Source organism: Nocardioides sp. TRM66260-LWL (assembly GCF_020075545.1).
Taxonomy (GTDB): domain Bacteria; phylum Actinomycetota; class Actinomycetes; order Propionibacteriales; family Nocardioidaceae; genus Nocardioides.
In genome coordinates, this window is sequence record NZ_JAIQZK010000005.1 from 32,096 (window position 1) to 56,181 (window position 24,086).

At 73.1% G+C, this 24,086-nt stretch carries 22 protein-coding genes; 11 read left to right on the top strand and 11 right to left on the bottom strand.

Annotated features, from left to right (window positions below; genetic code table 11):
• Positions 1 to 27: 27 nt before the first annotated feature.
• Positions 28 to 636: an amino acid-binding protein gene (locus tag K8Z61_RS12810; protein ID WP_224130128.1), complete on the bottom strand. Its 609-nt coding sequence runs from the start codon at positions 634 to 636 to the stop codon at positions 28 to 30.
• A gap of 93 nt (positions 637 to 729) precedes the next feature.
• Between K8Z61_RS12810 and K8Z61_RS12815 the strand changes: the two genes are divergently transcribed.
• The gene (locus K8Z61_RS12815; protein WP_224130129.1) at positions 730 to 2,184 is read left to right on the top strand and encodes a cytochrome P450; all 1,455 of its coding nucleotides are present in this window, start codon (positions 730 to 732) and stop codon (positions 2,182 to 2,184) included.
• 29 nt (positions 2,185 to 2,213) lie between these two features.
• On the opposite strand, the gene K8Z61_RS12820 is transcribed toward K8Z61_RS12815, so the two are convergent.
• Genes K8Z61_RS12820 through K8Z61_RS12835 form a run of 4 tightly spaced genes read right to left on the bottom strand, consistent with a single transcriptional unit; the run spans position 2,214 to position 6,311 of the window.
• Positions 2,214 to 3,371, bottom strand: coding sequence for a sulfotransferase (locus tag K8Z61_RS12820; RefSeq protein WP_224130131.1), 1,158 nt, complete (start codon positions 3,369 to 3,371; stop codon positions 2,214 to 2,216).
• An 11-nt stretch (positions 3,372 to 3,382) separates the two neighbouring features.
• Positions 3,383 to 4,231: an SDR family oxidoreductase gene (locus K8Z61_RS12825; protein ID WP_224130133.1), complete on the bottom strand. Its 849-nt coding sequence runs from the start codon at positions 4,229 to 4,231 to the stop codon at positions 3,383 to 3,385.
• Positions 4,228 to 5,436 (bottom strand): hypothetical protein, encoded by a 1,209-nt coding sequence (locus K8Z61_RS12830; RefSeq protein WP_224130135.1) that lies wholly within the window; start codon positions 5,434 to 5,436, stop codon positions 4,228 to 4,230. The genes K8Z61_RS12825 and K8Z61_RS12830 overlap by 4 nt, the downstream gene beginning before the upstream one ends.
• Complete coding sequence (locus tag K8Z61_RS12835; protein WP_224130137.1) at positions 5,433 to 6,311, bottom strand: TIGR03619 family F420-dependent LLM class oxidoreductase; 879 nt, start codon at positions 6,309 to 6,311, stop codon at positions 5,433 to 5,435. The genes K8Z61_RS12830 and K8Z61_RS12835 overlap by 4 nt, the downstream gene beginning before the upstream one ends.
• A gap of 67 nt (positions 6,312 to 6,378) precedes the next feature.
• On the opposite strand from K8Z61_RS12835, the gene K8Z61_RS12840 reads away from it, so the two are divergent.
• Entirely contained in the window at positions 6,379 to 6,804 is a 426-nt protein-coding gene (locus tag K8Z61_RS12840; protein ID WP_224130139.1) for a nuclear transport factor 2 family protein, read from the top strand.
• Positions 6,805 to 6,918: 114 nt separating this feature from the next.
• Entirely contained in the window at positions 6,919 to 7,515 is a 597-nt protein-coding gene (locus K8Z61_RS12845; RefSeq protein ID WP_224130141.1) for a hypothetical protein, read from the top strand.
• Between the two features lie 33 nt (positions 7,516 to 7,548).
• Here K8Z61_RS12845 and K8Z61_RS12850 read toward each other — a convergent pair whose 3' ends face one another.
• Positions 7,549 to 7,929, bottom strand: coding sequence for a hypothetical protein (locus tag K8Z61_RS12850; RefSeq protein ID WP_224130143.1), 381 nt, complete (start codon positions 7,927 to 7,929; stop codon positions 7,549 to 7,551).
• Positions 7,930 to 8,035: 106 nt separating this feature from the next.
• A complete protein-coding gene (locus K8Z61_RS12855; RefSeq protein ID WP_224130145.1) occupies positions 8,036 to 8,881 on the bottom strand; it encodes an aldo/keto reductase in 846 nt (281 codons plus the stop codon).
• A gap of 199 nt (positions 8,882 to 9,080) precedes the next feature.
• Here K8Z61_RS12855 and dnaK point away from each other — a divergent pair, with 199 nt between their 5' ends.
• The 8 genes from dnaK to K8Z61_RS12895 all read left to right on the top strand — a co-directional run bounded on the left by dnaK (position 9,081) and on the right by K8Z61_RS12895 (position 20,128).
• A complete protein-coding gene (dnaK, locus tag K8Z61_RS12860; RefSeq protein ID WP_224130146.1) occupies positions 9,081 to 10,931 on the top strand; it encodes a molecular chaperone DnaK in 1,851 nt (616 codons plus the stop codon).
• Entirely contained in the window at positions 10,928 to 11,545 is a 618-nt protein-coding gene (gene grpE, locus K8Z61_RS12865) for a nucleotide exchange factor GrpE (RefSeq protein WP_224130148.1), read from the top strand. Before dnaK ends, grpE begins: the two co-directional genes overlap by 4 nt.
• Before the next feature lie 124 nt (positions 11,546 to 11,669).
• On the top strand, positions 11,670 to 12,857 hold the full coding sequence (dnaJ, locus tag K8Z61_RS12870) for a molecular chaperone DnaJ (RefSeq protein ID WP_263431059.1): 1,188 nt from the start codon (positions 11,670 to 11,672) through the stop codon (positions 12,855 to 12,857).
• A gap of 3 nt (positions 12,858 to 12,860) precedes the next feature.
• Positions 12,861 to 13,322, top strand: a complete 462-nt coding sequence (locus tag K8Z61_RS12875; protein WP_224130152.1) for a heat shock protein transcriptional repressor HspR — start codon at positions 12,861 to 12,863, stop codon at positions 13,320 to 13,322.
• A gap of 106 nt (positions 13,323 to 13,428) precedes the next feature.
• On the top strand, positions 13,429 to 14,727 hold the full coding sequence (locus tag K8Z61_RS12880) for a hypothetical protein (protein WP_224130154.1): 1,299 nt from the start codon (positions 13,429 to 13,431) through the stop codon (positions 14,725 to 14,727).
• 4 nt (positions 14,728 to 14,731) lie between these two features.
• On the top strand, positions 14,732 to 15,817 hold the full coding sequence (locus K8Z61_RS12885) for an Abi-alpha family protein (protein ID WP_224130156.1): 1,086 nt from the start codon (positions 14,732 to 14,734) through the stop codon (positions 15,815 to 15,817).
• 119 nt (positions 15,818 to 15,936) lie between these two features.
• Positions 15,937 to 18,540 (top strand): ATP-dependent chaperone ClpB, encoded by a 2,604-nt coding sequence (gene clpB, locus K8Z61_RS12890; RefSeq protein WP_224130158.1) that lies wholly within the window; start codon positions 15,937 to 15,939, stop codon positions 18,538 to 18,540.
• 181 nt (positions 18,541 to 18,721) lie between these two features.
• A complete protein-coding gene (locus K8Z61_RS12895; protein WP_224130161.1) occupies positions 18,722 to 20,128 on the top strand; it encodes a M1 family metallopeptidase in 1,407 nt (468 codons plus the stop codon).
• Here K8Z61_RS12895 and K8Z61_RS19350 read toward each other — a convergent pair.
• The 4 genes from K8Z61_RS19350 to K8Z61_RS12915 all read right to left on the bottom strand — a co-directional run bounded on the left by K8Z61_RS19350 (position 20,122) and on the right by K8Z61_RS12915 (position 24,084).
• Positions 20,122 to 21,012, bottom strand: coding sequence for a sucrase ferredoxin (locus K8Z61_RS19350; RefSeq protein WP_224130163.1), 891 nt, complete (start codon positions 21,010 to 21,012; stop codon positions 20,122 to 20,124). The genes K8Z61_RS12895 and K8Z61_RS19350 overlap by 7 nt on opposite strands.
• Positions 21,009 to 21,950, bottom strand: a complete 942-nt coding sequence (locus tag K8Z61_RS12905; RefSeq protein ID WP_224130164.1) for a cation diffusion facilitator family transporter — start codon at positions 21,948 to 21,950, stop codon at positions 21,009 to 21,011. Before K8Z61_RS12905 ends, K8Z61_RS19350 begins: the two co-directional genes overlap by 4 nt.
• Positions 21,951 to 22,022: 72 nt before the next feature.
• On the bottom strand, positions 22,023 to 23,000 hold the full coding sequence (locus tag K8Z61_RS12910) for a glutathione S-transferase family protein (RefSeq protein WP_224130166.1): 978 nt from the start codon (positions 22,998 to 23,000) through the stop codon (positions 22,023 to 22,025).
• 19 nt (positions 23,001 to 23,019) lie between these two features.
• Positions 23,020 to 24,084, bottom strand: coding sequence for a putative zinc-binding metallopeptidase (locus K8Z61_RS12915; protein WP_224130168.1), 1,065 nt, complete (start codon positions 24,082 to 24,084; stop codon positions 23,020 to 23,022).
• Between the last annotated feature and the right edge of the window lie 2 nt (positions 24,085 to 24,086).

A 24,086-nucleotide genomic window follows, 5' to 3' on the forward strand; every position in this document is an offset into this window, starting at 1 on the left:
CGGCGGTCAGCCGCCGAAGCTGTCGGCTCACGGTCGGGCGATGGTGTTCGCCAGCCCGGCGAGGTGCCCGATGCGGGCGAGCTCGGAGTCGAGGAACTCGGGTCCGCCGCGGCGGGCGACGACCAGCACCTCGTTGCCCGAGAGGCGGGCGCCGGCGAGGATCGTCTCCTCGTCGTCGAGCTCCAGCCGCTCGGCGCGGTCGAGCACCTCGACGAAGGGCAGCTCCTCGGGGGCGGCGGGCGTGGCGTGCAGGATGCCCTCCGCGCGGTGGACGCGCGCGGCCCAGTCGGCGCGGAACACCACCGGCACCAGCTCGACGAGCCGCTCCAGCGCCTCGTCGGGGTTGGCGGTGAGCTCTTCGACGGCCTCCAGGTCGAGGAAGAGGTTGCCGCCGGCGTGGTAGCGACTGATCCACACCACCCGGACGCCCTCGAGCGTGTGGCACGCCGAGACGATCGAGTCGGGCATGGTGCCGCCGGGCACCTCGAGCAGGACGTCGTCGAGCGCGGTGCCGTCGGGCCGCTTCTCGACGATCTCGATGGCCTCGATGTCGCCGCCGGCCACGCCGATCGCCGACGCGAGACGGCCCAGGGATCCCGGGACGTCGGGCAGCTCGACACGCAGCAGGAAGGGCACGCGCCGACCCTAGACCGATCCTGTGACGCGCGGGTTTCGGGTCCGCGCGGACGACCCGCGACGGCGCCCGCCGATCGGGCTACGGTCGGACGCATGACCGCGTCGCAGCACGCCCGGCCGGCCGGCGCCGGCGCCGACACCGCCGTCCTGACCGCCCAGCGGTTCGCCCGGATGAACCCGGGCCGCGGCGACGGCCTCGGCCGGGTGTCGTCCGAGGGCCTGCCGCCGGGGCCCCGCTGGCCCGCGGCGATCCAGACCATCGCGCTGCTCCGCTACCGCCACCGCTTCCACGCCTGGCTCCAGCGCACCCACGGCGACGCGTTCACGATCCGGCTGCTGCCCGGCGGCCGGCCGCTGGTGATGCTGACGCGACCCGAGGACGCCCGCGAGATCTTCGCCGGCGACCCCGAGGTGTTCCACGCCGGCAAGGCCAACGGCATCCTCGGGCCGATCATGGGCGAGCACTCGCTGCTGCTCCAGGACTCCGCCCAGCACAAGCGGGCGCGGCGGCTGCTGATGCCGGCCTTCAACGGCCAGGCCCTGCGCGGCTACGCCGACCTCGTGGCCCGGGTGGCCGCCGAGGAGGTCGCCACCTGGCGCGACGGCGAGGAGCTGCGCTCGCTGGACCGGATGAACCGGCTGACCCTCGAGGTCATCCTCCGCGTCGTCTTCGGCGTCACCGACGAGCAGCGGCTCGCGGCGCTGCGGCCGCGGGTCAACGCCACCGTCGACATCTCGCCGATGGTGCTGCTCGGCTGGGGCATCCCGACCCTGCAGCGCTTCGGCCCCTGGAAGGCGACGATCGAGAACCAGGTCGAGCTCGACTGGCTGATCTACGCCGAGATCCGCGAGCGCCGGGAGGCGCCCGACCTCGCCACGCGCTCCGACGTCCTCTCGCGGCTGATCCTCGTCGGCGACGGCGAGGACGGCGGCGACGCCGGGGACGGGCGGCTGGACGACACCGAGCTGCGCGACCAGCTCGTCACGCTGCTGCTGGCCGGACACGAGACCACCGCGACGTCGCTGGCGTGGGCGCTGCACGAGCTCGGCAGGCACCCCGACCTGCTGGCCGAGGCGATCGCCGCGGCCGACGCCGCCGCCGGCGAGGACGACGACGCGGCCGTCGACGGGCTCGCCCACCTCGAGGCGGTGCTCAAGGAGTCGATGCGGCTGCACCCCGTGATCCCGATGGTCGTCCGGACGCTGCTGAAGCCCGCCCGGCTCGGCGGCTGGGACCTGCCCGCGGGCGCCACCGTCGGCCCGTCGATCCTGATCGCGCACAGCAAGGAGTCGAACCACGCCGACCCCGAGCGGTTCGACCCCGCGCGGTTCCTCGGCCGCAACCCGCCCACGAACACCTGGATCCCGTTCGGCGGCGGCGTGCGCCGCTGCATCGGCGCGGGCTTCGCGCAGATGGAGGGCGCGGTCGTGCTCCGCGAGGTGCTGACCCGCTTCGACGTCGAGGCGCTCGGCGAGGACGAGCCGCGCGTCCGCAACATCACCAGCGTGCCGCGGCGCGGCGCCCGGATCCGCGTGCGCGCCCGGTAGGTCTCGACCGGCTCGACCACCGGCCGCCGTCAGCGGACGAACGCGCCCCGCACCCGCTCGGCGGACAGGCCGTAGTCCTTGAGGTCGTAGCGGTGCGACGGCGCGTGGGCGCCGCTGCGCAGCTCCTCGTCGGCGTCGCGGACGGCGAGCTCGACCTCGGGCGTCCAGGTCAGGCCGAACCGCTCGTAGATCCGCTGGACGGTGCCGACCTGGTCGGCCCGGAACTCGTCGAAGGAGACGTCGACGAACTGGGCCTCGTCGTAGCGCTCGCGGGCGTCGTGGAAGGCGTGGAACGAGCGGGCCCACAGGTCGAGCTGGGTGTGCCCGATGACGCCGCCGACGTAGGTGTCGGAGTGGCCGACGGTGGTCTCGGCCGACAGCGAGCACGACGACGCGAGGCAGACCACGGGGTCGCGGTGGGTGTAGACGATCAACGCGTCCGGGTAGACGGCCATGAGCGCGTCGAGGGCGGTCATGTGCGAGGGGTTCTTCAGCACCCACCGCTTCTCGGGGTCGTTGAGGCCGATGAGCTGCAGGTTGCGCCGGTGCCGCGCGTAGGCGTCGGTCCAGTCCTGGCCCTGCAGCCACCGGCTGTAGCGCGGCAGGTTGGCCAGCGACTCGTAGGAGTTCGACTTGCCGGTCTGGCGCAGCAGTCGCCAGCACTCCTCCACCGAGGTGGCGTCCATGTAGTGGATGCCGGTGTACTCGGGGTTCTCGGCGTGGTGCGCGGCGAAGCCGGCCTGCATCATCGAGAACACCGGGTCGGCGTCCCACTGCTCGCGCGGCGGCCGCGGCTGCGGGAACTGGGTCAGCCACATCTCCAGGCCCTGCGCGCCGGGGTCGGCGTACAGCAGCCGGTGGAGCGCGGTGGTGCCGGTGCGCGGCAGGCCCATGACGAAGATCGGCCGGACGATCGGCACGTCCGCGTGCTCGGGACGCGCGGTGAACGCCGCCTCGGTGAGCAGCCGTCCGACCAGCGCCGACTTCACCTCCGAGCGCTGGAAGTAGTTGCCCCGCGGGGTCAGGCCGGCCTCCGGGGACGCGAGGTCCTCGACGAGCACCCGCAGGCCCTCCTCGTGCGCGGTGCCGCCGAAGTCGGAGAGCCCCGTGGTGCGCATCGCGGCGGCGGCGATGTCCTCGTAGGTGCCGAGGTCGGCCCGCTCGCGGGTCATCACGTTGTCGGTCATGGCGCTCCCCCTCAGGACTCGTTGTGGAACTCGCCGCAGTCGACGTTGATCAGCTGGCCGGTGATCGCCGAGGCGAGGTCGGTGGCCAGGAACAACGTCGCGCGGGCGACCTCGGCCGGCGAGGCCAGGCGCTTGAGGTCGGTGGGCGCGGCCTTCCGCTCGTAGATCTCGTCGTGGGTGACGCCGTCGACCGACGCCAGCCAGTCGAAGTAGCCCTGGTTGACGTCCTCGTAGATGTAGGACGGCGCGACGCTGTTGACCCGGATGCCGCGCGGCCCCAGGTCGGTGGCCAGCGACGACGCCAGGTGCAGCAGCGCGCCCTTCGAGAGCTTGTAGCCGCTGTACTCCGGCTGCGAGGAGTGCACGACGCAGGAGTTGAGCATGACGATCGAGCCGTGGGTGGCCGCGAGGGCGTCGGCGAAGAGCGCCGAGAGGCGCAGCGGCGCGAACACGTTGGTCTCGTTGGCCGCGCGCAGCGACTCCACCGACAGCCCGCTGACGGGGTCCATCGGCGGGATGCCGAAGGCGTTGTTGAGCAGGCAGTCGACCCGGCCGAACTCCTCGAGGCTGCGCTCGACCAGGCGGGCCCGGGCGTCCTCGTCGGTGATGTCGGTCGGGACGACCAGCGCGCGGCGTCCGTGCGCGCGGACGACCTCGGCCATCCGCTCCAGCCGCGACTCGGTGCGGCTGACCAGCACGAGGTCGGCGCCCATCTTGGCGGCCTCCTCGCCCAGCGCCCGGCCCAGGCCGGGGCCGACGCCCGAGAGGACGACCACCTTGCCCTCCAGCAGGGGCAGCGGCCGGTAGCGCGCCTCCACGGCGGCATCGGACTCGCGGAAGGCGGCGGCGACGGTGCTCACGAGATCATCCTCCGGGCGACGGCGCGCTGCCGGGCGGCGATCCGCTCGGCGTACTGCGCGGGGGTGAGGGGGGCGGTGTGCGGCAGGTGGCGGGCCACCTCCGCGAGCGGGACGACGGCCACCTGCGGCCCGTCGTCCGGCCCGAGGTCGCGCTCGAGCCGCTGCCAGCGCAGCATCATCGAGCCGGTGCGGTGGCCGGTGGTCTCCAGCCAGTTCGCGATCGGGGCGCCGTCCAGCGGCGGGTGCTCGCTGACGACGAAGCGCATCAGGCCGTCGGGGTCGGTCTGCGCCTGCGCCTTGGTGAGCGAGGTCTGGTGGGTCTCGTAGTCGGTGGAGGCGTACCAGTCCGAGCCGATCTGGATCGCCTGGTAGGCGGCGTCGTCGCACCGCGGCACGGTCACGATCATCGCCTCGTCCTCGGCCAGCGCGTAGTGGCCGATCGAGGAGCGCTGCGACGCCAGCCCGCCCGGGGTGGACGCCGGCGTCGTGAGCGTGTTGACCGGCTCCTTGTACTGGAAGAACTGGGGGAAGGCGAACCACGTCTGGATGCTCGAGGTGAGGCTGCGCGCCGCGACCTCGTACTTCTTGGCCAGCAGCGCGCGGGTGAGCGGACGCGCGGGCTGACCGAGCGTGTCGACGCGCTCGATGGTGAGGGTGCCGCGCTCCTCGGCGTCCCAGTCGTTGAAGACCTCGCGGACGATCAGCGTCTTGGCGCCCGGCTCGGCGGTGTAGCGGAGCTCGAAGCGGCCCTCGGCGTCCCGCTCGAGCTCGCGGTCGTCGAAGGCGAGCATCGAGGTGGCGGCCGACGTCGCGGTGTAGGCGCCGCCCATCACCTGGAACGACAGGTCGGCGGAGGTGCCGCGGCGCCCGCGGATGACGTACTCGACGCCCTCCTTGAGGTAGGCGTTGAAGTAGATGGCGTCGGGGTTGTCCAGGCCCTGGCGGGAGAACTGGTGGGTGGGGTTGACGAACAGCGGCCGCTCGAGGTCGTAGTCGAACGCGGTCTGCATGGCCATCCGGATGCGTCCGGCGAGGTAGTCGTAGCCCTCGAGCAGGTCGGCCTCGGTGCGGACGAAGGGGGCGCCGGCGATCAGCCGCTCGGCCTCGGCGATCGCCTCGCGCAGGGGGGCGGTGAGGTCCCAGGAGCCGTCGGCGCCGTCGACCGGCGCCGTGGAGGGGGCCGGGATCCCGTCGAGGGCCGTCACGAGCCGGCCTTGGCGATGATCGACTCGGCGTACTGCTCGAGGTGCTTGACCTTGGTCTCCAGCGGCTCGGTGTCGGGGCCCTTGATGTAGGGCACCCGGAACCCGACGATGCAGTCGGTGACGCCCTTGTCCTCCAGCCGCTTGACGCCGTCGAGGGTGTAGGCGTCGTAGCTGATGACGTGCACCTCGAAGTCGTCGCGGGTGTCGCCCTCCTCCTTGCGGATCTCGGCGAGCCGGGTGAGCAGCCGGTCGAGCTCCTCGCCGTCGCCGCCGGCGTGCATCCAGCCGTCGCCGTGGCGCACCGCGCGACGCAGCGCGGCGTCCGCGTGGCCGCCGACCAGCAGCGGGATCGGCTTCGACGGCGCCGGGCACTGCTGGAGCCGGTCGATCTCGTAGAACTCGCCGGAGAAGCCGAAGAACTCCCCCGAGGTGAGCCCGCGCAGGATCTGCATGCACTCGTCCATCCGCTTGCCGCGGCGCTCCCACGGGACGCCCAGGTTGGCGAAGTCCTCGGGCCACGGCGAGATGCCGACGCCGAGCCCGAGCCGGTCGCCGGAGAGGAACGCCAGCGACGAGGCCTGCTTGGCCACCAGCACCGGCGGGCGCACGGGGAGCTTGAGCACGAACGGCGTCAGCCGCAGCGTGGTGGTGTGCGCGAACAGGTGCGCGCACATCACCATCGTCTCGATGAACTCCTTGCCCTGCAGGAACTCCCGGTCGCCGGTGTCGGTGTAGGGGTACTTCGAGTCCGACACCTCGGGGTAGATCAGGCTGTCGGCGACGGTCATGGAGGTGTAGCCGGCGGCCTCGGCGGCCTGCGCCAGCGGCGCGTAGTACTCGGCGCGGGTCATCGCCTCGGCGTAGCTGAATCGCATGTCGGCCTCTCTGCTGGATGCCCGGCGAATATAGAACGTGTTCCACTTTCGTGCCACAGTTCACATCGTGGAGCTCACCGAGATCAGCGACCGCCTCGAGATCGCCGACGTCCTCACCCGCTACACCCGCGCCATCGACACCGGCGACTGGGACCGGCTCGACACCGTCTTCACCCCCGACGCCGACATCGACTACGTGGCCTCCGGCGGCATCCACGACGCGTTCCCGGCGATCAAGCCGTGGCTGGCCGAGATGCTCCCGGCCTTCTTCCCGACGCGCATGCACACGCTCGGCCAGCTCGACGTGCGGATCGACGGCGACGAGGCCACCTGCACCGCCTACTTCCACAACCCGATGACGATGGACGACGGGGCGGGCGGCACCAAGGTCGTCGAGCTCGGCGGCTGGTACCACCACACGCTCGTCCGCACGGCCGACGGCTGGCGCAGCCGCCGCCTGGTCGAGGAGATCGCCTGGAAGCGCGGCCTCTGAGCCGACGCCGAGCCGACTCCCGGGCCGACGCCGAGCCCGGGCGGACCCGTCTCGCGACCCGCCTGGGCGGAGGGGCGGTTTGGGCGGCGTCCGCCCTCGGTTGAGAATGGCCGCGTGAGCGAGCAGCAGGGCGGCACGCCCGACCGGCCCCGACGTCCCGGCAACCCGGTGGTCGTCGGCCTCGTCGCGCTCGTCGGCGTGGCCCTGGCCCTGGGCCTGGTCGTCGGCGCGGTCGCGATCGTGGGCCTGCGGGCCGCCGGCGTCGACAGCGAGCGCTCCACCGGCGACGCCGGCGCGGACGCCTCGATGTACCTGCCCTCGCCCGAGCGCACCTCCGGCTCGGCCGGACCGCTGATCACGCTCGCGCCCGACCCGTCGTCCTCGGCCCCCACCGCCTCGGCGCGCCCGACCCGCAAGCCCTCGGCGTCGCCCTCGACGAAGGAGGGGATCAACCTGACCGCCGGCACCACCGCGGCCGGGCCGATGGAGCGCATCGACCTCACCGGCACCTATGCCGACGGCGAGGGCGCGGTGCTGCAGGTGCAGCGGTTCGCCGCCGGCGCCTGGCAGGACTTCGACGTGACGATGGTCGTCAGCAACGGTGCCTTCTCCACCTACGTGCAGACGGGCCAGCTGGGCGCGAACCGGTTCCGCGTCATCGACACCGACAGCCGCAAGGCGTCCAACAGCGTCACCGTCACCGTCGGCTGATCGACCTCCCGCGCACAGGCAGCGGTCGCGGCGTCAGCGTCGCTGCTCCGCGACGGCGTCCCGGACCGCCCTCGCGGCTCGCGCGGCCCCGAAGCAGCGGAAGGTCAGCGTCGACTCCGCCGAACGGACCTCGACGATGCCGGTGAGGACGCCCCAGCGGGTGGTGACCTCGTCGACGTGCGCGAGCGCGAGGCACAGGTCGAGCGCGCCGGTGTTGAAGGCCCGGTTCAGGCCGTTCGGCGCGAACCGCACCACCTCGTCGGTGAGCGTCAGCCGCCCGCCGACCCACAGCCCGCCGAGGCGCCATCGCACCAGGCGCACCACCAGCGTGGCGCTCAGGCTCGCCCGCGTCCGCAGATCGGCACCGGGGACCAGCCTGTTCGCCGCCCGGGTCATCAACACCGTCTCGCTCACCCTCTGATCCTCCCCGACCCACCGTGCCTCGACACCCCGGAGCGCAGCACGACGCCGGCCCCCGTGCGGGAGCCGGCGTCGTGGCGCGCGATGACCGACGCGGGGATCAGTCGGGCACGTAGTCGAACGTGTCGGGGTTCGGGCCGGTGCGGCCCTCCTCGCCCCGGTCGAGGCCGTCGATGGCGGCCATCTGCTCCGAGCCGAGCTCGAAGTCGAAGATCGCGAAGTTCTCCTCCATCCGCTCGCGCTTCATCGTCTTCGGGAAGACGATGTCGCCGCGCTGGACGTGCCAGCGCAGGGTCACCTGCGAGGGCGTGCGGCCGTGGGCCTGCGCGATCTCGCCAATCGTGGCGTCATCGAGCACCTTGCCCTGCGCGATCGGCGACCACGCCTCCACCGCGACGCCGTGCTTGTGCGAGCCGGCCCGGGCCTCCTCGTTGGCGAAGAAGGGGTGCACCTCGATCTGGTTGATCGCGGGCACGACGCCGGTCTCGGCGACGATGCGGTCGAGGTGCGCGGGCTGGAAGTTCGAGACGCCCACCGAGCGGGCGCGGCCGTCGGCGACGAACTCGGTCAGGGTGCGCCAGGTGCTGACGTAGTCGCCGTCGTAGAGGGTCGGCAGCGGCCAGTGGATGAGGAACAGGTCGATCTGGTCGAGCCCGAGCTTGGCCAGGGTGTCGTCGAAGGCGCGGCGCGCGTCGTCGGGACGGTGGTAGCCGTTGTTGAGCTTGCTGGTGACGTACAGCTCGTCGCGCGGGATGCCGGACTGCGCGATCGCGATGCCGACCTCCTGCTCGTTGCCGTACATCTCGGCGGTGTCGATGTGGCGGTAGCCCACCTGCAGCGCCGTCGCGACGGTGTCGGCCGTCTGCTCCGGCGGCACCTGGAAGACCCCGAACCCGAGCTGGGGGATCGTCGTCTGGTTGTTCAGCGTGATGTGTGGCGTGGTCATGCCCTCGACGCTGCCACGCGGGCGCGGGAGGCCCCTCACCCGCGGGAATGATCGAGCCTCAGTGCCGGTTGACCCCTCAGTGAACTTGAGTCCAAGCGGCTCAAGAAGTTGAATGGACGCGGACGGCGGCCCACCCTGGGCGGAGCAGTCCCACGACGCAGACATCCCGCACCACCCCGATCAGTTGGAGGTTCCACCCATGGCACGAGCGGTCGGCATCGACCTCGGCACGACGAACAGCGTCGTGTCGGTCCTGGAGGGCGGCGAGCCCACCGTCATCGCGAACGCGGAGGGCGCGCGCACCACGCCGTCCGTCGTCGCCTTCGCCAAGAGCGGCGAGGTCCTGGTCGGCGAGGTCGCCAAGCGCCAGGCCGTCACCAACGTCGAGCGCACCATCCGCTCGGTCAAGCGCCACATGGGCACCGACTGGAAGCAGCAGATCGACGACAAGTCGTTCACCCCGCAGCAGATCTCCGCGTTCGTGCTCCAGAAGCTCAAGCGCGACGCCGAGGCCTACCTCGGCGAGCCGGTCACCGACGCCGTCATCACCGTGCCGGCCTACTTCTCCGACGCCCAGCGCCAGGCCACCAAGGAGGCCGGCGAGATCGCGGGCCTCAACGTGCAGCGCATCGTCAACGAGCCCACCGCGGCCGCGCTCGCCTACGGCCTCGACAAGGGCGAGGACGAGCTGATCCTCGTCTACGACCTCGGCGGCGGCACCTTCGACGTGTCCCTCCTCGAGATCGGCGAGGGCGTCGTCGAGGTGAAGGCCACCAACGGCGACAACCACCTCGGCGGCGACGACTGGGACAACCGGGTCGTCGAGTGGATGGTCAAGAAGTTCAAGGACGGCAACGGCGTCGACCTCGGCGCCGACAAGATCGCCAAGCAGCGCCTCCAGGAGGCCGCGGAGAAGGCGAAGATCGAGCTGTCGTCGTCCTCCGAGACCACCATCCACCTGCCCTACATCACCCACGGCGAGTCGGGCCCGCTCCACTTCGAGGAGCGCCTCACCCGCAGCGAGTTCCAGAAGCTCACCGCCGACCTGATCGAGCGCACCAAGGCGCCGTTCCAGCAGGTGCTCAAGGACGCCGGGGTCAAGGTCAGCGACATCGACCACGTCGTGCTCGTCGGCGGCTCGACCCGCATGCCGGCCGTCACCGAGCTGGTCAAGGAGCTGCTCGGCGGCAAGGAGCCCAACAAGGGCGTCAACCCCGACGAGGTCGTCGCCAACGGCGCCGCGCTGCAGGCCGGCGTGCTCAAGGGCGAGGTCAAGGACGTCCTGCTGCTCGACGTCACCCCGCTGAGCCTGGGCATCGAGACCAAGGGCGGCATCATGACCACCCTGATCGAGCGCAACACCACGATCCCCACCAAGCGCAGCGAGATCTTCACGACCGCCGACGACAACCAGCCGTCGGTGGAGATCAAGGTCGCGCAGGGCGAGCGGCAGATCTGGGCCGAGAACCAGCCCCTGGGCAACTTCGAGCTCACCGGCCTCCCGCCGGCGCCGCGCGGCATCCCGAAGATCGAGGTCACCTTCGACATCGACGCCAACGGCATCGTCCACGTCACCGCGAAGGACCAGGCCTCGGGCAAGGAGCAGTCGATGACGATCTCCGGCGGCTCGTCGCTGGGCAAGGACGAGATCGACCGCATGGTCCGCGAGGCCGAGGAGTACGCCGAGGCCGACGCGAAGCGTCGCGAGGCCGTCGAGGTGCGCAACCAGGCCGACCAGCTCGTCTACACGACCGAGAAGTTCCTCGGCGACAACGCCGAGAAGCTGCCCGAGGACGTCAAGACCGAGGTGCAGGCCGACGTCGACGCGCTCAAGGCCACGCTCGAGAACGCCGAGGCGGACGCCGAGGAGCTCAAGGCCGGCGTCACCAAGCTGAACGAGTCGAGCCAGAAGATGGGCGCGGCGCTCTACGCGGCCGCCGAGGCGGAGTCGGCCGCGGCCGGCGGCGCCACCGGCGCGACGGGCGAGGCCGACGACGACATCGTCGACGCCGAGGTCGTCGACGAGCCGACCGACGGCGACGCCAAGTGACGCACGACGAGGCCGGCCGCGAGCCGGACGCGGGCACCCCGGGGGCGGCGGACGCCGTCGCCCCCGAGGCCGCCGCGGGCGCCGACGGCGTCGCGCCCGCCCCGGGCGAGGACGTCGACCTCGAGGCCGCCGGTGCCCACGAGGGAGCCCCCGACGGATCCGCTCCGGAGTCCGCCGACGACCCGCTGGCGCGGGCCGAGGCGGCGCTCGCCGAGCGCACGGGCGACCTCCAGCGGCTGCAGGCCGAGTTCCTCAACTACAAGCGGCGCGTCGAGCGCGACCGCGACCTGATCCGCGAGAACGCGACCTACGCCGCGCTCACGCCGATCATCGAGGTGCTCGACACGATCGACCGCGCCAAGGAGCACGAGCCCCTCGAGGGCGGCTTCAAGGCGGTGGCCGAGCAGCTCGAGCGCACCGTCGCCGGGCTCGGGCTGATCCGCTTCGGCGAGCCCGGGGACGCCTTCGACCCCGAGCTGCACGAGGCGCTCAGCCACATCGGCAGCGACGCCGAGGTCACCGTCACCACCTGCAAGGTGATCGCCAAGGCCGGCTACCGCATCGGCGACCGCGTGGTCCGCGCGGCGCAGGTGCTGGTCGTCGAGCCGGCCTGAGTCCGCCGCAGCATCCGACGCCGGTCCCGGGGTCGCGTCCCGTGCGCGATCCCGGGCCCGGCACCGTCTCGACCGCCTACGATCAGATCCACGGAGGGAGGTTCGCGTGAGCAGCACCGACGGCATGCGCGCCGACTGGGCGCAGAAGGACTTCTACGCCGTGCTCGGCGTCGCCAAGGACGCCACGAACGACCAGATCAAGAAGGCCTACCGCAAGCTGGCCCGCGAGAACCACCCCGACTCCAACCCCGGCGACACCGCCAAGCACGACCGCTTCAAGGCCGTCGCCGAGGCCTACGACGTCGTCGGCGACCCCGACAAGCGCGCAAAGTACGACGAGCTGCGTCGCCTGCACGCCTCCGGGGGCTTCCCCGGCGGCTTCGGGGGCGGCGGGTTCGGCGGCCGGCCCGGGGCCGGCGGCCAGACCTTCGACCTCGACGACCTGCTGCGGCAGGGCGGTGGCGCGGGCGGGGCCGGCGGCATCGGCGACATGTTCGGCGACCTCTTCGGCGGCGGCTTCGGCCGCGGTCGGGCCCGGCCCCGGGCCACCAAGGGCCCCGACGTCGAGACCACCGCCACGATCGGCTTCACCGACGCCCTCGACGGCGTCACCATCTCGCTGCGACTCACCGCCGACGCCCCCTGCGGCACCTGCGACGGCAGCGGCGGCAAGCCCGGCACCAAGCCGCACGTGTGCCCCGAGTGCGACGGCGCGGGCACGATCGTCAACGGCGTCGGCGGCGCCTTCTCGATGAGCCAGACCTGCCCGTCGTGCGGCGGGCGGCAGCTGGTCTACGACGAGGCCTGCCCGACCTGCCACGGCTCGGGTCGTGCGGCGTCCTCGCGCACCATCCAGGCGCGCATCCCGGCGGGCGTGAAGGACGGCCAGCGCATCCGCCTGCGCGGCAAGGGCGGCTCGGGCGAGCACGGCGGCCCCGCCGGCGACCTCTTCGTCACCGTCAAGGTCTCCCCGCACCGGCTGTTCGGCCGCAAGGACGACCACCTCACCCTCGACGTGCCGGTGGGCTTCGACGAGCTCGCGCTCGGCGCCGAGATCCGCATCCCGACCCTCGGCGGCAGCCCCGTCACGCTGAAGATCCCCGCCGGCACCCCGAACGGGCGCACCTTCCGGGTGCGCGGCAAGGGCGCCGAGCGGGCCGACGGCACCCGCGGCGACCTCCTGGCCACCGTCGAGGTGCAGGTGCCCGCGGTGCTCAACGCCGAGGTGCGCGCGGCGCTCGAGGCGCTGCGCAGCGCCCAGGCCGGCGCGTCCACCCCGCTGCGGGCCAACCTCTTCGAGACGGCGGGCTGAGCCGTGGCCCTGCGTCCCCCCGACGGCCCGCAGCGCCTCGAGCCCGGGCCCGACGCCGCGGTCTACGTCATCAGCGTCGCCGCCGAGCTCACCGGGCTGCACCCGCAGACGCTGCGCACCTACGAGCGGCTCGGGCTCATCACCCCCGGCCGCACCGGCGGCGGCGGACGCCGCTACTCGCTGCGCGACATCGAGCTGCTGCGCAGCATCGCCGAGCTGACCGCGTCGGGCATCGGCATCGAGGGCGTGCGCCGCATCCTCGAGCTCGAGCACCGGGTCGCCGCGCTGGCGGCTCGCAACGAGGAGCTCCAGGCCGAGCTCGCGGCGACCCGCGAGGCGCTGGCCCAGACGCGTCCGTCCCGCGCGGCGGAGGCCGCGCGCACGACCGTCCGGGTCGAGCGGCTGCCCGTGCTGCGGGCCCCGGAGGCACCCGGCCAGGTCGTCGTGTGGCGTCGTCAGCGCTGACGGCGTGGGACGTCCTGACACGGACGCCCCGGGCCTTCTACCCTCAGCCAGGCAGCGCGGCCGTCGTCCGCGCGCACGAGGGCAGGGGTGAGGCGTGGACGGGCTCATGAGCGCGGTGACCGCGTGGTACGAGCAGGTCCACTGGGTCAACTTCCTGACGATCCCCCTGTTCACCGGCGTCATCGGCTGGCTGATCAATTGGTCGGGGCTGTGGATGCTCTTCAGCCCCGTGCGCTTCCACGGCGTGCGCGTGCCGGGCATGCAGGAGCTCAGCGGGCTGCTGCCGCGCAAGCTGCAGGAGGTGCCCGGCATCCTCCAGGGCGGCATCGGCTGGCAGGGCATCGTGCCGGCGCGGGCCGCCAAGATGGGCAGCATCGCCGTCGACAAGGCGATCGCGAAGCTCGGCACGCCCGCGGAGTTCTACCAGCAGCTCGAGCCCGACCAGATCGCCGAGCACATCGTCACGGTCTTCCGTCCCGAGCTGCCCGACCTCGTCGACCAGGTGATGCGCCAGGAGCACCCCCGGCTCTGGCGCGACCTCCCGCGGCCGCTGCGCAACGCGATCGTCGAGCGCGTGCAGGCGCAGCTGCCGTCGGTGGTCGGCAAGGTGACCACCGAGATCGGCGTGCACATCGACCAGCTGCTCGACCCGAAGATCATGGTCATCGACCACTTCCAGAAGAACCCGTCCCTGGTCGTGCGGATCTTCCGGGACTTCGGTCAGCGCGAGCTGAACCTCATGGTCGCCTTCGGCTTCATCTTCGGCTTCCTGCTCGGCATCCCGGTGGCGGTCGTCGACTCGATCGCCCACCAGTGGTGGCTGCTGCCGATCCTCGGCGTGGTCGTCGGCTGGATCACCAACGCCCTGGGCATGTGGCTGATCTTCGAGCCCACCGAGCCGCGCCGGTACTTCGGCATCAAGGCGCACGGGCTCTTCCTGCGGCGTCAGGACCAGGCCGCCGAGGTGTACGCCCGGATCATCGCCGAGGACGTCATCACCCTCGAGCGGATCGGCGACTTCCTCATGGAGGGCCCCCGCGGCGACCGCACCCGGCAGATGCTCGCCACCGCGCTGCGTCCGGCGATCGAGAAGGCGGCCGGTCCCGCGCTGCCCGCCGTCCGGCTGGCCGTGGGCCCGAGCCGCTTCGACAGCATCCGCGACTCCGTGGCCCGCGAGGCCGTCGGCCGCACCCTCACGCCGTTCCAGGACCCCGAGTTCAGCCGGCGGCAGTCGGAGAAGATCCGGGTGCTGATCGCGCGGCGCACCAAGGAGCTGCCGCCGCGGGACTTCGTCGAGATGATGCGCTCCGCGATCAAGGAGGACGAGTGGATGCTCTACGCCCACGGCGCGATCATGGGCCTGGCCGGCGGCTTCCTGCACCTGGCGATCTTCGGGGTCGGGTGAGCGCGTGAGCGACGACGACCGCACCCCTCGTCCCGGCGCCCCCGGCTCCGCGGGGCGCGACGAGCGCGCCCTGCGCGCGCTGCGCTCGGTGCGCGGCGGCCGCCCGCGTCCCGACCGCGATCCCGCCTACCAGCGCTCGCTCGACGAGGCGCTCGCGCGGGTCTACGGACCCGACGAGACCGATGTGACGCCGGTGCCGCTCACCGAGGCGCTCGCGCCGGCCGTCGAGGCGCTCCCGGGCCTGGCGCGGGTGGCGGCCTCGGCCGCGTGGCACACCACCGGCTGGTCGGTGAAGACCTACGTGCGCACCGGACGACGTCTCGCCCGCGCGCTCACCGACTCCAAGGAGGCCGCGGCGCTGGCGGCCGACGCGACCCGGATGGCCGCGGTCGTCGGCGAGCTCTCCCGCTCGGTGTCGTCCGGCACGCCGGTCGGACGCGCGCTGGTGCAGGCGGCGGAGTCGCTCGGCGAGATCGTCGAGGCCAACGACGGCCCGTCGGTGGTGCTGGCCGCGCAGGTGCACGTCACCGAGCGCGGCCGCTCCACCCCCGAGCGACTGCGCGAGCGGGGCGCCGAGCTGCTCGAGCGCTCGCGCGACGTGTGGATGGAGGAGGAGTCGCACCCGGCCTACGACCGCATCCTCGACGAGCTCGCCCCCGACGAGGGCCGCATCCTCCTGCTGCTGCTCAACGGCGGCCCGCAGCCCAGCGTCGACGTCCGCACCGGCGGCCCGCTCGGCATGGTCAGCAGCCAGCTCATCGCACCGGGCCTGACGATGATCGGCGCCCGCGCCGGCCTGCGCTCGGTCGACCGGGTGCCGGCCTACCTGAACAACCTCTTCCGCCTCGGGCTGGTGTGGTTCTCGGCCGAGCCGCTGCGCGATCCGATGGACTACCAGGTGCTCGAGGCGCAGCCCGACGTGCTCGCGGCACTGCACTCGGTGCGGTTCGCGAAGGTCGTACGGCGCAGCATCCACCTGACGCCCTTCGGCCTCGACTTCTGCCGCACCTGCCTGGTCGACGAAGAGGCCGCCGTCGCGGAGTTCCCGGCCCACGACGCCCCGCCGGAGAACGCCGACGCACCGTCCTGACCAGGACGGTCGAAGACGCCACTCACAGGACTTGAGTGGAACAGACTCAAGTCTCAGACTGTTCTGCAGACGACCGGTGCTCGCCGGTCGCCAGGACCACCGTCACAGGAGTGCCGCCCATGAGTCAGTTCGGGGCCGAGCGGTTCACCACCCGCAGCCGGGAGGCCGTCGAGGCCGCCCAGGTCGCCGCCACCACCGCCGGCAACACCGTCGTCGATCCCGTCCACCTGCTCGTCGCCCTGCTGCTGCAGCCGGAGGGCACGGCCGCGTCCCTCGTCACCCGCAGCGGCGCGGACGCGCCCGGCCTCGTCCGGGCCGCGTCCACCGCCCGCGACGCCCTCCCGACCGCCACCGGCAGCAGCGTCCAGACGCCCTCGGCCTCGCCCGCGCTGACCCGCGTGCTGGCCGGTGCGCTCGACCTCGCGGCGTCGATGAAGGACGACTACGTCGCCACCGAGCACCTGCTGATCAGCCTCGCGACCGTCGAGTCCGCGGCCCGCGCCGTGCTCGCCGACGCCGGCCTTACCGCCGACGGCCTGCGCGAGGGCCTCAGCGCCCTGCGCGGCAGCCGCCGGGTCACCAGCCAGGACGCCGAGTCGACCTACGAGGCGCTGGCGAAGTACTCCGTCGACCTGACGACCGCCGCCGAGGAGGGCCGCCTCGACCCCGTGATCGGCCGGGACGCCGAGATCCGCCGCGTCGTCCAGGTGCTCTCGCGGCGCACCAAGAACAACCCGGTGCTCATCGGCGAGCCCGGCGTCGGCAAGACCGCCGTCGTCGAGGGGCTCGCCCAGCGCGTGGTCGCCGGCGACGTGCCCGACTCGCTCAAGGGCCGACGCGTGCTCAGCCTCGACCTCGCCGCGATGGTGGCCGGGGCGAAGTACCGCGGCGAGTTCGAGGAGCGGCTCAAGGCGGTGCTCGAGGAGATCCGCGAGGCCGGCGGCCAGGTGATCACCTTCATCGACGAGCTGCACACGGTCGTCGGCGCGGGTGCCGGCGGCGACTCCGCCATGGACGCGGGCAACATGCTCAAGCCGATGCTCGCCCGCGGCGAGCTGCACATGATCGGCGCGACGACGCTCGACGAGTACCGCGAGCGGATCGAGAAGGACCCCGCGCTGGAGCGCCGCTTCCAGCAGGTGCTCGTCGGGGAGCCCAGCGTCGAGGACACCATCCAGATCCTGCGCGGCATCCAGGAGAAGTACGAGGCGCACCACGGCGTCCGCATCACCGACGCCGCCCTGGTGGCCGCCGCCACCCTCTCCGACCGGTACATCACCGGCCGGCAGCTGCCCGACAAGGCGATCGACCTCGTCGACGAGGCGGCCTCGCGGCTGCGCATGGAGATCGAGTCCTCGCCCGAGGAGATCGACGTGCTGCGCCGCCAGGTCGACCGGCTGCGGATGGAGGAGTTCGCGCTGGCCAAGGAGACCGACGACGCCTCGGTCGAGCGGCTGGCGCACCTGCGCGCCGACCTCGCCGACAAGCAGGAGGAGCTGCGCGGGCTCGAGGCCCGCTGGGAGCGGGAGAAGGCCTCGCTCGAGGGCGAGGGCGAGCTGCGCCGCCAGCTCGACCAGCTGCGCATCGAGGCCGACCGGCTGCAGCGCGAGGGCGACCTCGGCAAGGCCAGCGAGCTGCTCTACGGCCGCATCCCCGAGCTGGAGTCGCAGATCCGGGCGGTCGACGCCGCCGGCGCACCGGGCGCGGGCTCCGTCCCGGCCGCCGAGCGGCTCGTCGGCGAGGAGGTCGGCGCCGAGCAGATCGCCGAGGTGGTCGAGGCCTGGACCGGCATCCCCACCGGACGCATGCTGCAGGGCGACGCCGAGAAGCTCCTCGAGATGGAGTCGGTGCTCGGCCGGCGGCTGATCGGGCAGGCCGAGGCCGTCCGCGCGGTCAGCGACGCCGTGCGCCGCTCGCGCGCCGGCATCGCCGACCCCGATCGTCCGACCGGCTCCTTCCTCTTCCTCGGCCCCACCGGCACCGGCAAGACCGAGCTGGCCAAGGCGCTGGCCGACTTCCTCTTCGACGACGAGCGCGCCATGGTGCGCATCGACATGAGCGAGTACGCCGAGAAGCACGCGGTGGCCCGCCTGGTCGGGGCGCCCCCGGGCTACGTCGGCTACGACGAGGGCGGCCAGCTCACCGAGGCCGTGCGGCGCCGGCCGTACTCGGTCGTGCTGCTGGACGAGGTGGAGAAGGCGCACCCCGAGGTCTTCGACATCCTGCTGCAGGTGCTCGACGACGGCCGGCTCACCGACGGCCAGGGCCGCACGGTCGACTTCCGCAACACGATCGTCGTGCTCACCTCGAACCTCGGCTCGCAGTTCCTCGTCGACCCGCTGATCGACCCCGAGCGGCGCCGCGAGTCGGTGCTCGCGACGGTGCGCGGCTCGTTCAAGCCCGAGTTCCTCAACCGGCTCGACGAGATCGTCGTCTTCGAGGCGCTGACCCCCGACGAGCTGACCCGCATCGTCGACCTGCAGCTGGCCCTGCTGGAGCGCCGGCTCGCGGTGCGCCGGATCGCGATCGAGGTCACCGACGACGCCCGCCGCTGGCTGGCCACCACCGGCTACGACCCCGCCTACGGCGCCCGTCCGCTGCGCCGGCTGATTCAGTCGGCCATCGGCGACCCGCTCGCCCGGCTGCTGATCGCCGGCGAGGTCTCCGACGGCGCCGCCGTGCGGGTCGACGTGGGGGACGACGGGCTGGTGGTGGGGGCCTGACGGTCGTCGGTTTCCCCGGTCGACCGGGGAAACCGATCGATGACGGGCGAAACTTCGCCTGTCATCGACCAACTTCGCCCGTCCTGACCGACCACGTGCCGGTCAGGACGGGCGCTGCCGTCCAGGACGTCGACCCGCCCGCCCCCTGACGGGTGGCACCCCGGCACGGCACACTGGGGCGGTGCCCCGTCTCGGTCCGCGTCGCCCCGGCCTCCTCGTCACGCTCCTGGCCGGCGGGATCGCCGCCGGGCTGACCCTCACGGCGCTGCCCGGCTCGGCGGTCGACGCGCCCGGCACCCAGCGCACCGACACGCTGTTCCCCGGCCAGGGCAACACCGGGTACGACGTGCAGCACTACGACGTGCGGCTGTCCTACGTCCCGGCGACCGACCGCGTGAGCGCGCAGGTGACGCTGACCGCGCGGTCGCGAGCGCGGCTGGACTCCTTCCACCTCGACTACGACGGCCCGCGCCTGACCGGCGTCACGGTCGACGGGCGACGGGCGATGGTGCGGCGCTCGGGCACCGAGCTGGTCGTGACGCCGGCCCGACCCGTCGCGTCGGGGCACCGCTTCACCGCCCGCGTCTCCTACGCCGGCACCCCGCAGCGGCTCCAGGACCAGGACGGCTCCTTCGAGGGCTGGCTGCGCACCGGCGACGGCGCGATCACCCTCAACGAGCCGATCGGGGCGCTCACCTGGCTGCCGTCGAACAACACGCCGGCCGACAAGGCCACCTACCGCTTCACCCTCAGCACGCCCCGCGGCTACCGCGCGGTGGCCAACGGCGCGCTGGTGTCGGAGCGGGTCGGCGAGACGCGCACGACGTCGGTCTGGTCGGTGCGCGAGCCGATGGCCACCTACCTCGCCACCGTCGGCTTCGGGCGCTACCGCGTCACCACCGGCACCTACCGCTCAGTGGACGGACGCAGCATCCCGCTGCGCTCCTACGTCGACGCCGGGGAGACTCCCGGCTCGACCACCCGCCTGCCCGAGGTGCTCTCGACGCTGGAGGGCTGGTTCGGCCCGTACCCGTTCGCGAGCGCCGGGAGCGTCGTCGACGACGCCGACGTCGACTACGCGCTCGAGACGCAGACCCGCCCGTTCTACCCGCCCGGCTTCGCCGACGTCCTCACCGTGGTCCACGAGACGGCCCACCAGTGGTTCGGCGACTCCCTCACCGTGCGCGACTGGCACGACCTGTGGCTCGCGGAGGGGTTCGCCACCTACGCCGAGTGGCTCTGGACCGGCAGCCACGGCGGCCGCACGCCGCAGCAGGAGTTCGACCGCCGCTACGCCAAGCCCGCCGACGATCCGCTGTGGAGCCCCGCCCCGCGCCGCTTCACCGAGCCGGGCCAGCTCTTCGGAGACCCGGTCTACCAGCGCGGCGCCATGACGCTGCAGGCCCTGCGGACGCGGATCGGCGACGCCGACTTCGCGGCCCTGCTGAAGGCCTGGCCCCGGGAGCGCCGCCACGGGAGCGTGACGACCGCGCAGTTCGAGCGGCTCGCCGAGCGGATCTCCGGCCAGGACCTCACCACGCTGTTCCGCGACTGGCTCGACACCGACGGCAGGCCGTCGGGCTACTGACTCCCGCCCGCGGCCGGCGCGATCGGCGCGGGCCCACGGACGCGCCACGACGTCGCCGGCTTGAGCCGCTCCTCGGCGCAGCTCTGGCGGCGCTCGCGCGTCTCGGGCTCGACCAGCAGCCGCTCGGCGCCGTCCGGCGTCCGCACCTCGACGACGACCCCGCCGCCGGCCCCAGGCGCCTGCACGATCCGACCCTCGACCGCGGCGAGCGGCAGACCCGGACGCGCGGCCAGCACGTGCGCCTCGGCCGCCTGCACCGCGGCCGGACGTCCGGCTCTCCCGCGGAGCACCGCGGCGTCCGGCCAGCGGCCCGCGCGCAGGGCGTCGACGGCGGCTGCGGCCTCGGCGTCGGCGGAGCCACCGCCGTCGAGGCGGCCGAGCACGACGCCCGACGGCAGCGCGAGCAGGGTCGGCGCGAACCGGTGGCCCCCGAGGTGGCTGGTCTCCCACGTCGCGGCGGGATCGGACGCCGCCAGACGCGCCGCGACCGGGCGCCCGAGCTCGGCGCAGCAGACGTCGCGCCGGCCGTGCGCGCAGACCAGCCAGAGCGGCCGGGGCCACGGCGCCCACGCGGCGTCCGCGACGTCGTCGAGCGTGGACACGACGGCCCGCTCGAGGGTGCCGGCGGCGAGATCGGCGCGGAAGGCGACCAGTCCGTCCGGCGTCCGGCCGCCCCCGGGACGACGGACCAGCTGCACCCGCGCGTCCGCCCAGACGCCGGCCCGTGCCGGGTCGGTGAGCGCAGCGGGGAGCTCCAGCGACTCCGCGGCCTTCGGCAGCCAGGCACCCGGACGCTCCAGCAGCAGCCAGCGGACGTCGGACGGCGCGCTGCCGGCGAGCGGCTCGCCGTCGTCGCGGCTGGCCGCCGAGCAGCGGAACCTCACCGGTGCACCTCGCCGAGGTCCTCGTGGGCGCGGTGGCTGGCCGGCTCGACCTGGAAGGTCGCGTGGCGCACGTCGAAGTGCTCGGCCACGCAGTGGCACAGGTCGTCGAGCACGGCCCCCACGCCCCGCGCGGCGAGCGCCTCGTCGGTGACGGTGACGTGCGCCGACAGGCTGGGCAGACCGGAGGTGATCGTCCAGGCGTGCAGGTCGTGCACCTCGAGCACGCCCTCGACTCCGGCGAGGTGCCGCTCGACGTCGTCGAGGTCGAGGCCCGCGGGCGCCACCTCGAGCAGCACCGCGCCGGCGTCGCGCAGCAGCGCGAACGAGCGGGGCAGGATCATCGCCGCGATCAGCAGGGACGCCACGGCGTCCGCGCGCTGCCAGTCGAAGAGCAGGATCAGCACGGCGCTCAGCACCGCGAGCACCGAGCCGAGCAGGTCGGCGACGACCTCGTTGAGCGCGCCGCGCATATTCAGCGAGGTGCCGTCGGCCCGCGCGAGCACGAGCAGGGACGCCGCGTTGGCGACGAGGCCCACCAGCGCGAACCAGATCATCGTGCCGGCCTCCACCGGCGTCGGGTGCAGCAGGCGCGGCACCGCGGCGTACGCCAGGTAGCCGCAGACCACCAGCAGGACGACGGCGTTCGCCAGCGCGGCGAGGATCTCGGCGCGGTGGTAGCCGAAGGTCGAGCGGCGCCCGGCCGGCAGGCTCGCGACGTAGGACGCCGCAAGCGCCAGGGCGACCGCGGCCGCGTCGGTGGCGAGGTGGCCGGCGTCGGCGAGCAGCGCGAGGGAGCCGGTGAGCAGCGCGCCCACCACCTCGAGCACCATCACCGTCGCCGAGACCGCCAGGACGACGCGCAGGCGCCGTCGGTCGGCCGCCCGACCGCCCGCGTGGCCGCCATGGCCGCCGTGGCCGTGCCCGTGTCCGTGGCCCATGGGCGTCAGCCTAGGGGCCGGGGCTCGACGGGCCCGACCGCCGCGGGGTCGGCCGCCGGGTCGGCCGCGGGGTCAGCCGCGGCCGTGCGGCGTCGTCCAGCCCGACAGGTCGGGGCCCTTTGGGACGATGCCCGACGGGTTGATGTCGGTGTGCACGACGTAGTAGTGCGCCTTGATCTGCTCGAAGTCGACGGTGTCGCCAAAGCCGGGCGTCTGGAAGAGGTCGCGCGCGTAGCCCCACAGGTGCGGCATCTCGGAGAGCTTGTTGCGGTTGCACTTGAAGTGGCCGTGGTAGACGGGGTCGAAGCGGACCAGCGTGGTGAACAACCGCACGTCCGCCTCGGTGATCGCCTCGCCCATCAGGTAGCGGCGGTCGGCGAGCCGCTCCTCGAGCCAGTCGAGCGCGGTGAAGAGACGGTCGAACGCCGACTCGTAGGCCTCCTGCGAGCCCGCGAAGCCGCAGCGGTACACGCCGTTGTTGACCTCGGTGAAGACCCGCTGCATCACCTCCTCCATCTCCTCGCGCTGGGCGACGGGCCACAGGTCGGGCGCGCCGTCGCGGTGGTGGTCGCGCCACTCGTGGAAGAGGTCGTGGGTGATCCACGGGAAGTCGTTGGTGACCAGCAGCCCCGACGACTCCTCGACGATCGCCGGCACCGTGATGCCGCGCGGGTAGCCGGGGAACCGCTTATCGTAGGCGTCCTTGAGCCGCGGGATGCCGAGCACGGGGTCGACGCCGCCGGGGTCGAGGTCGAAGGTCCACGAGTTCTTGTCGTGGGTCGGGCCGGGGGTGCCGAGGGAGATGACGTCCTGCAGCCCGAGCAGCTCGCGGACGATGATCGCCCGGTTCGCCCACGGGCAGGCGCGCGCCGCGACGAGGCGGTAGCGACCCGGCTCGACCGGCCACAGCTCGCCCTCGACCGGCCCGTGCTCGGGGCGTCGGGCGTCCTGGGTGATGCGGTCGGGCACGTAGGTCATGTCGCGCTCGAAGGCCTTGCCCTGCTCGACGTAGGTGGGCGTGAGGTCGTCGTCCTGGACGTCATCCGGCATGACGCCACCGTAGCCGGGCTCAGGCGGGCGCCGGCGCCCCTGCGGGGTGGTCGGCGGGCTGGGCGGCGACGCTGCCGTCGCCCGCCGTGGCCGGCACGAGCGAGGCGACGAACTCCAGCTTGTCGAGCACCGGGGCGGGGATGACGAACGGGTAGAGGTCGTCCTTGCCCATGCTGCGGTTGATCTGGTTCAGGGCGGTCGACAGCGGGATCCAGACGCCGGTGACGACGTCGCGGAACCGTGAGAACGAGCTGACCGGGCCGACGGTCGTCAGGCCGAACTCGCGCGCGGTCTCGACGGTGTCGCAGATGTGCAGCAGGTGCGCCCAGGTCTCCGCGAAGTCCTCGAAGGGGTGCATGGTGGCGTAGGTGGAGATGAAGGCCTCGGCCCAGTCGTCCGGCGGCCCGTCGGCGTAGTGGCGGTCGATCGCGGCCTGGTAGTCGGCCGACTCGTCGCCGAACAGCTCGCGGCACCGGGCCATCCGCTCCTCGCCGCGCACCAGCTGCCACTCGTAGTAGTGGCCGATCTCGTGACGGAAGTGGCCGAGCATCGTGCGGTACGGCTCGGCCAGCCGCGCCCGGACCTGCTCGCGGTGGGCGTCGTCGCTCTCGGCGAGGTCGATGGTGATGACGCCCTCGGCGTGCCCGATCGTGACGTCCTCCTCGACGCTGGAGAGCAGGTCGAAGGCCAGGCCGTTCTCGGGGTCGCCGCCCGTGGCGGGGTCCTTGCCGAGGATCGGCAGCCCGAGGCCCTCGAGCTCGGCGATCAGGTGCCGCTTGGCCGCCTCGGCCACCGCGTAGGCCGCGAGGCCCTCGGCGTCGTCGTCGGACGGGCGGATGCGGGTGAGGTCGCAGGAGAAGCACTGCCCGCCCTCGACGCTCGCCAGCCAGGTGCAGCCCGAGAGCCCCAGGTTGCGGCAGACGAACCACGCCGCGCCGCCGGCGTCGACGTAGCGGCCCTCGACGTCGACGGGCACGAGCGTCCGCTCGGCGCGCGACCAGCCCAGGGCGGTGCCGCAGGAGATGCACACGGAGTTCTCGGCGAACAGGGGGTTGTCGCAGACGCGACAGCGATGGGCCAGCACGC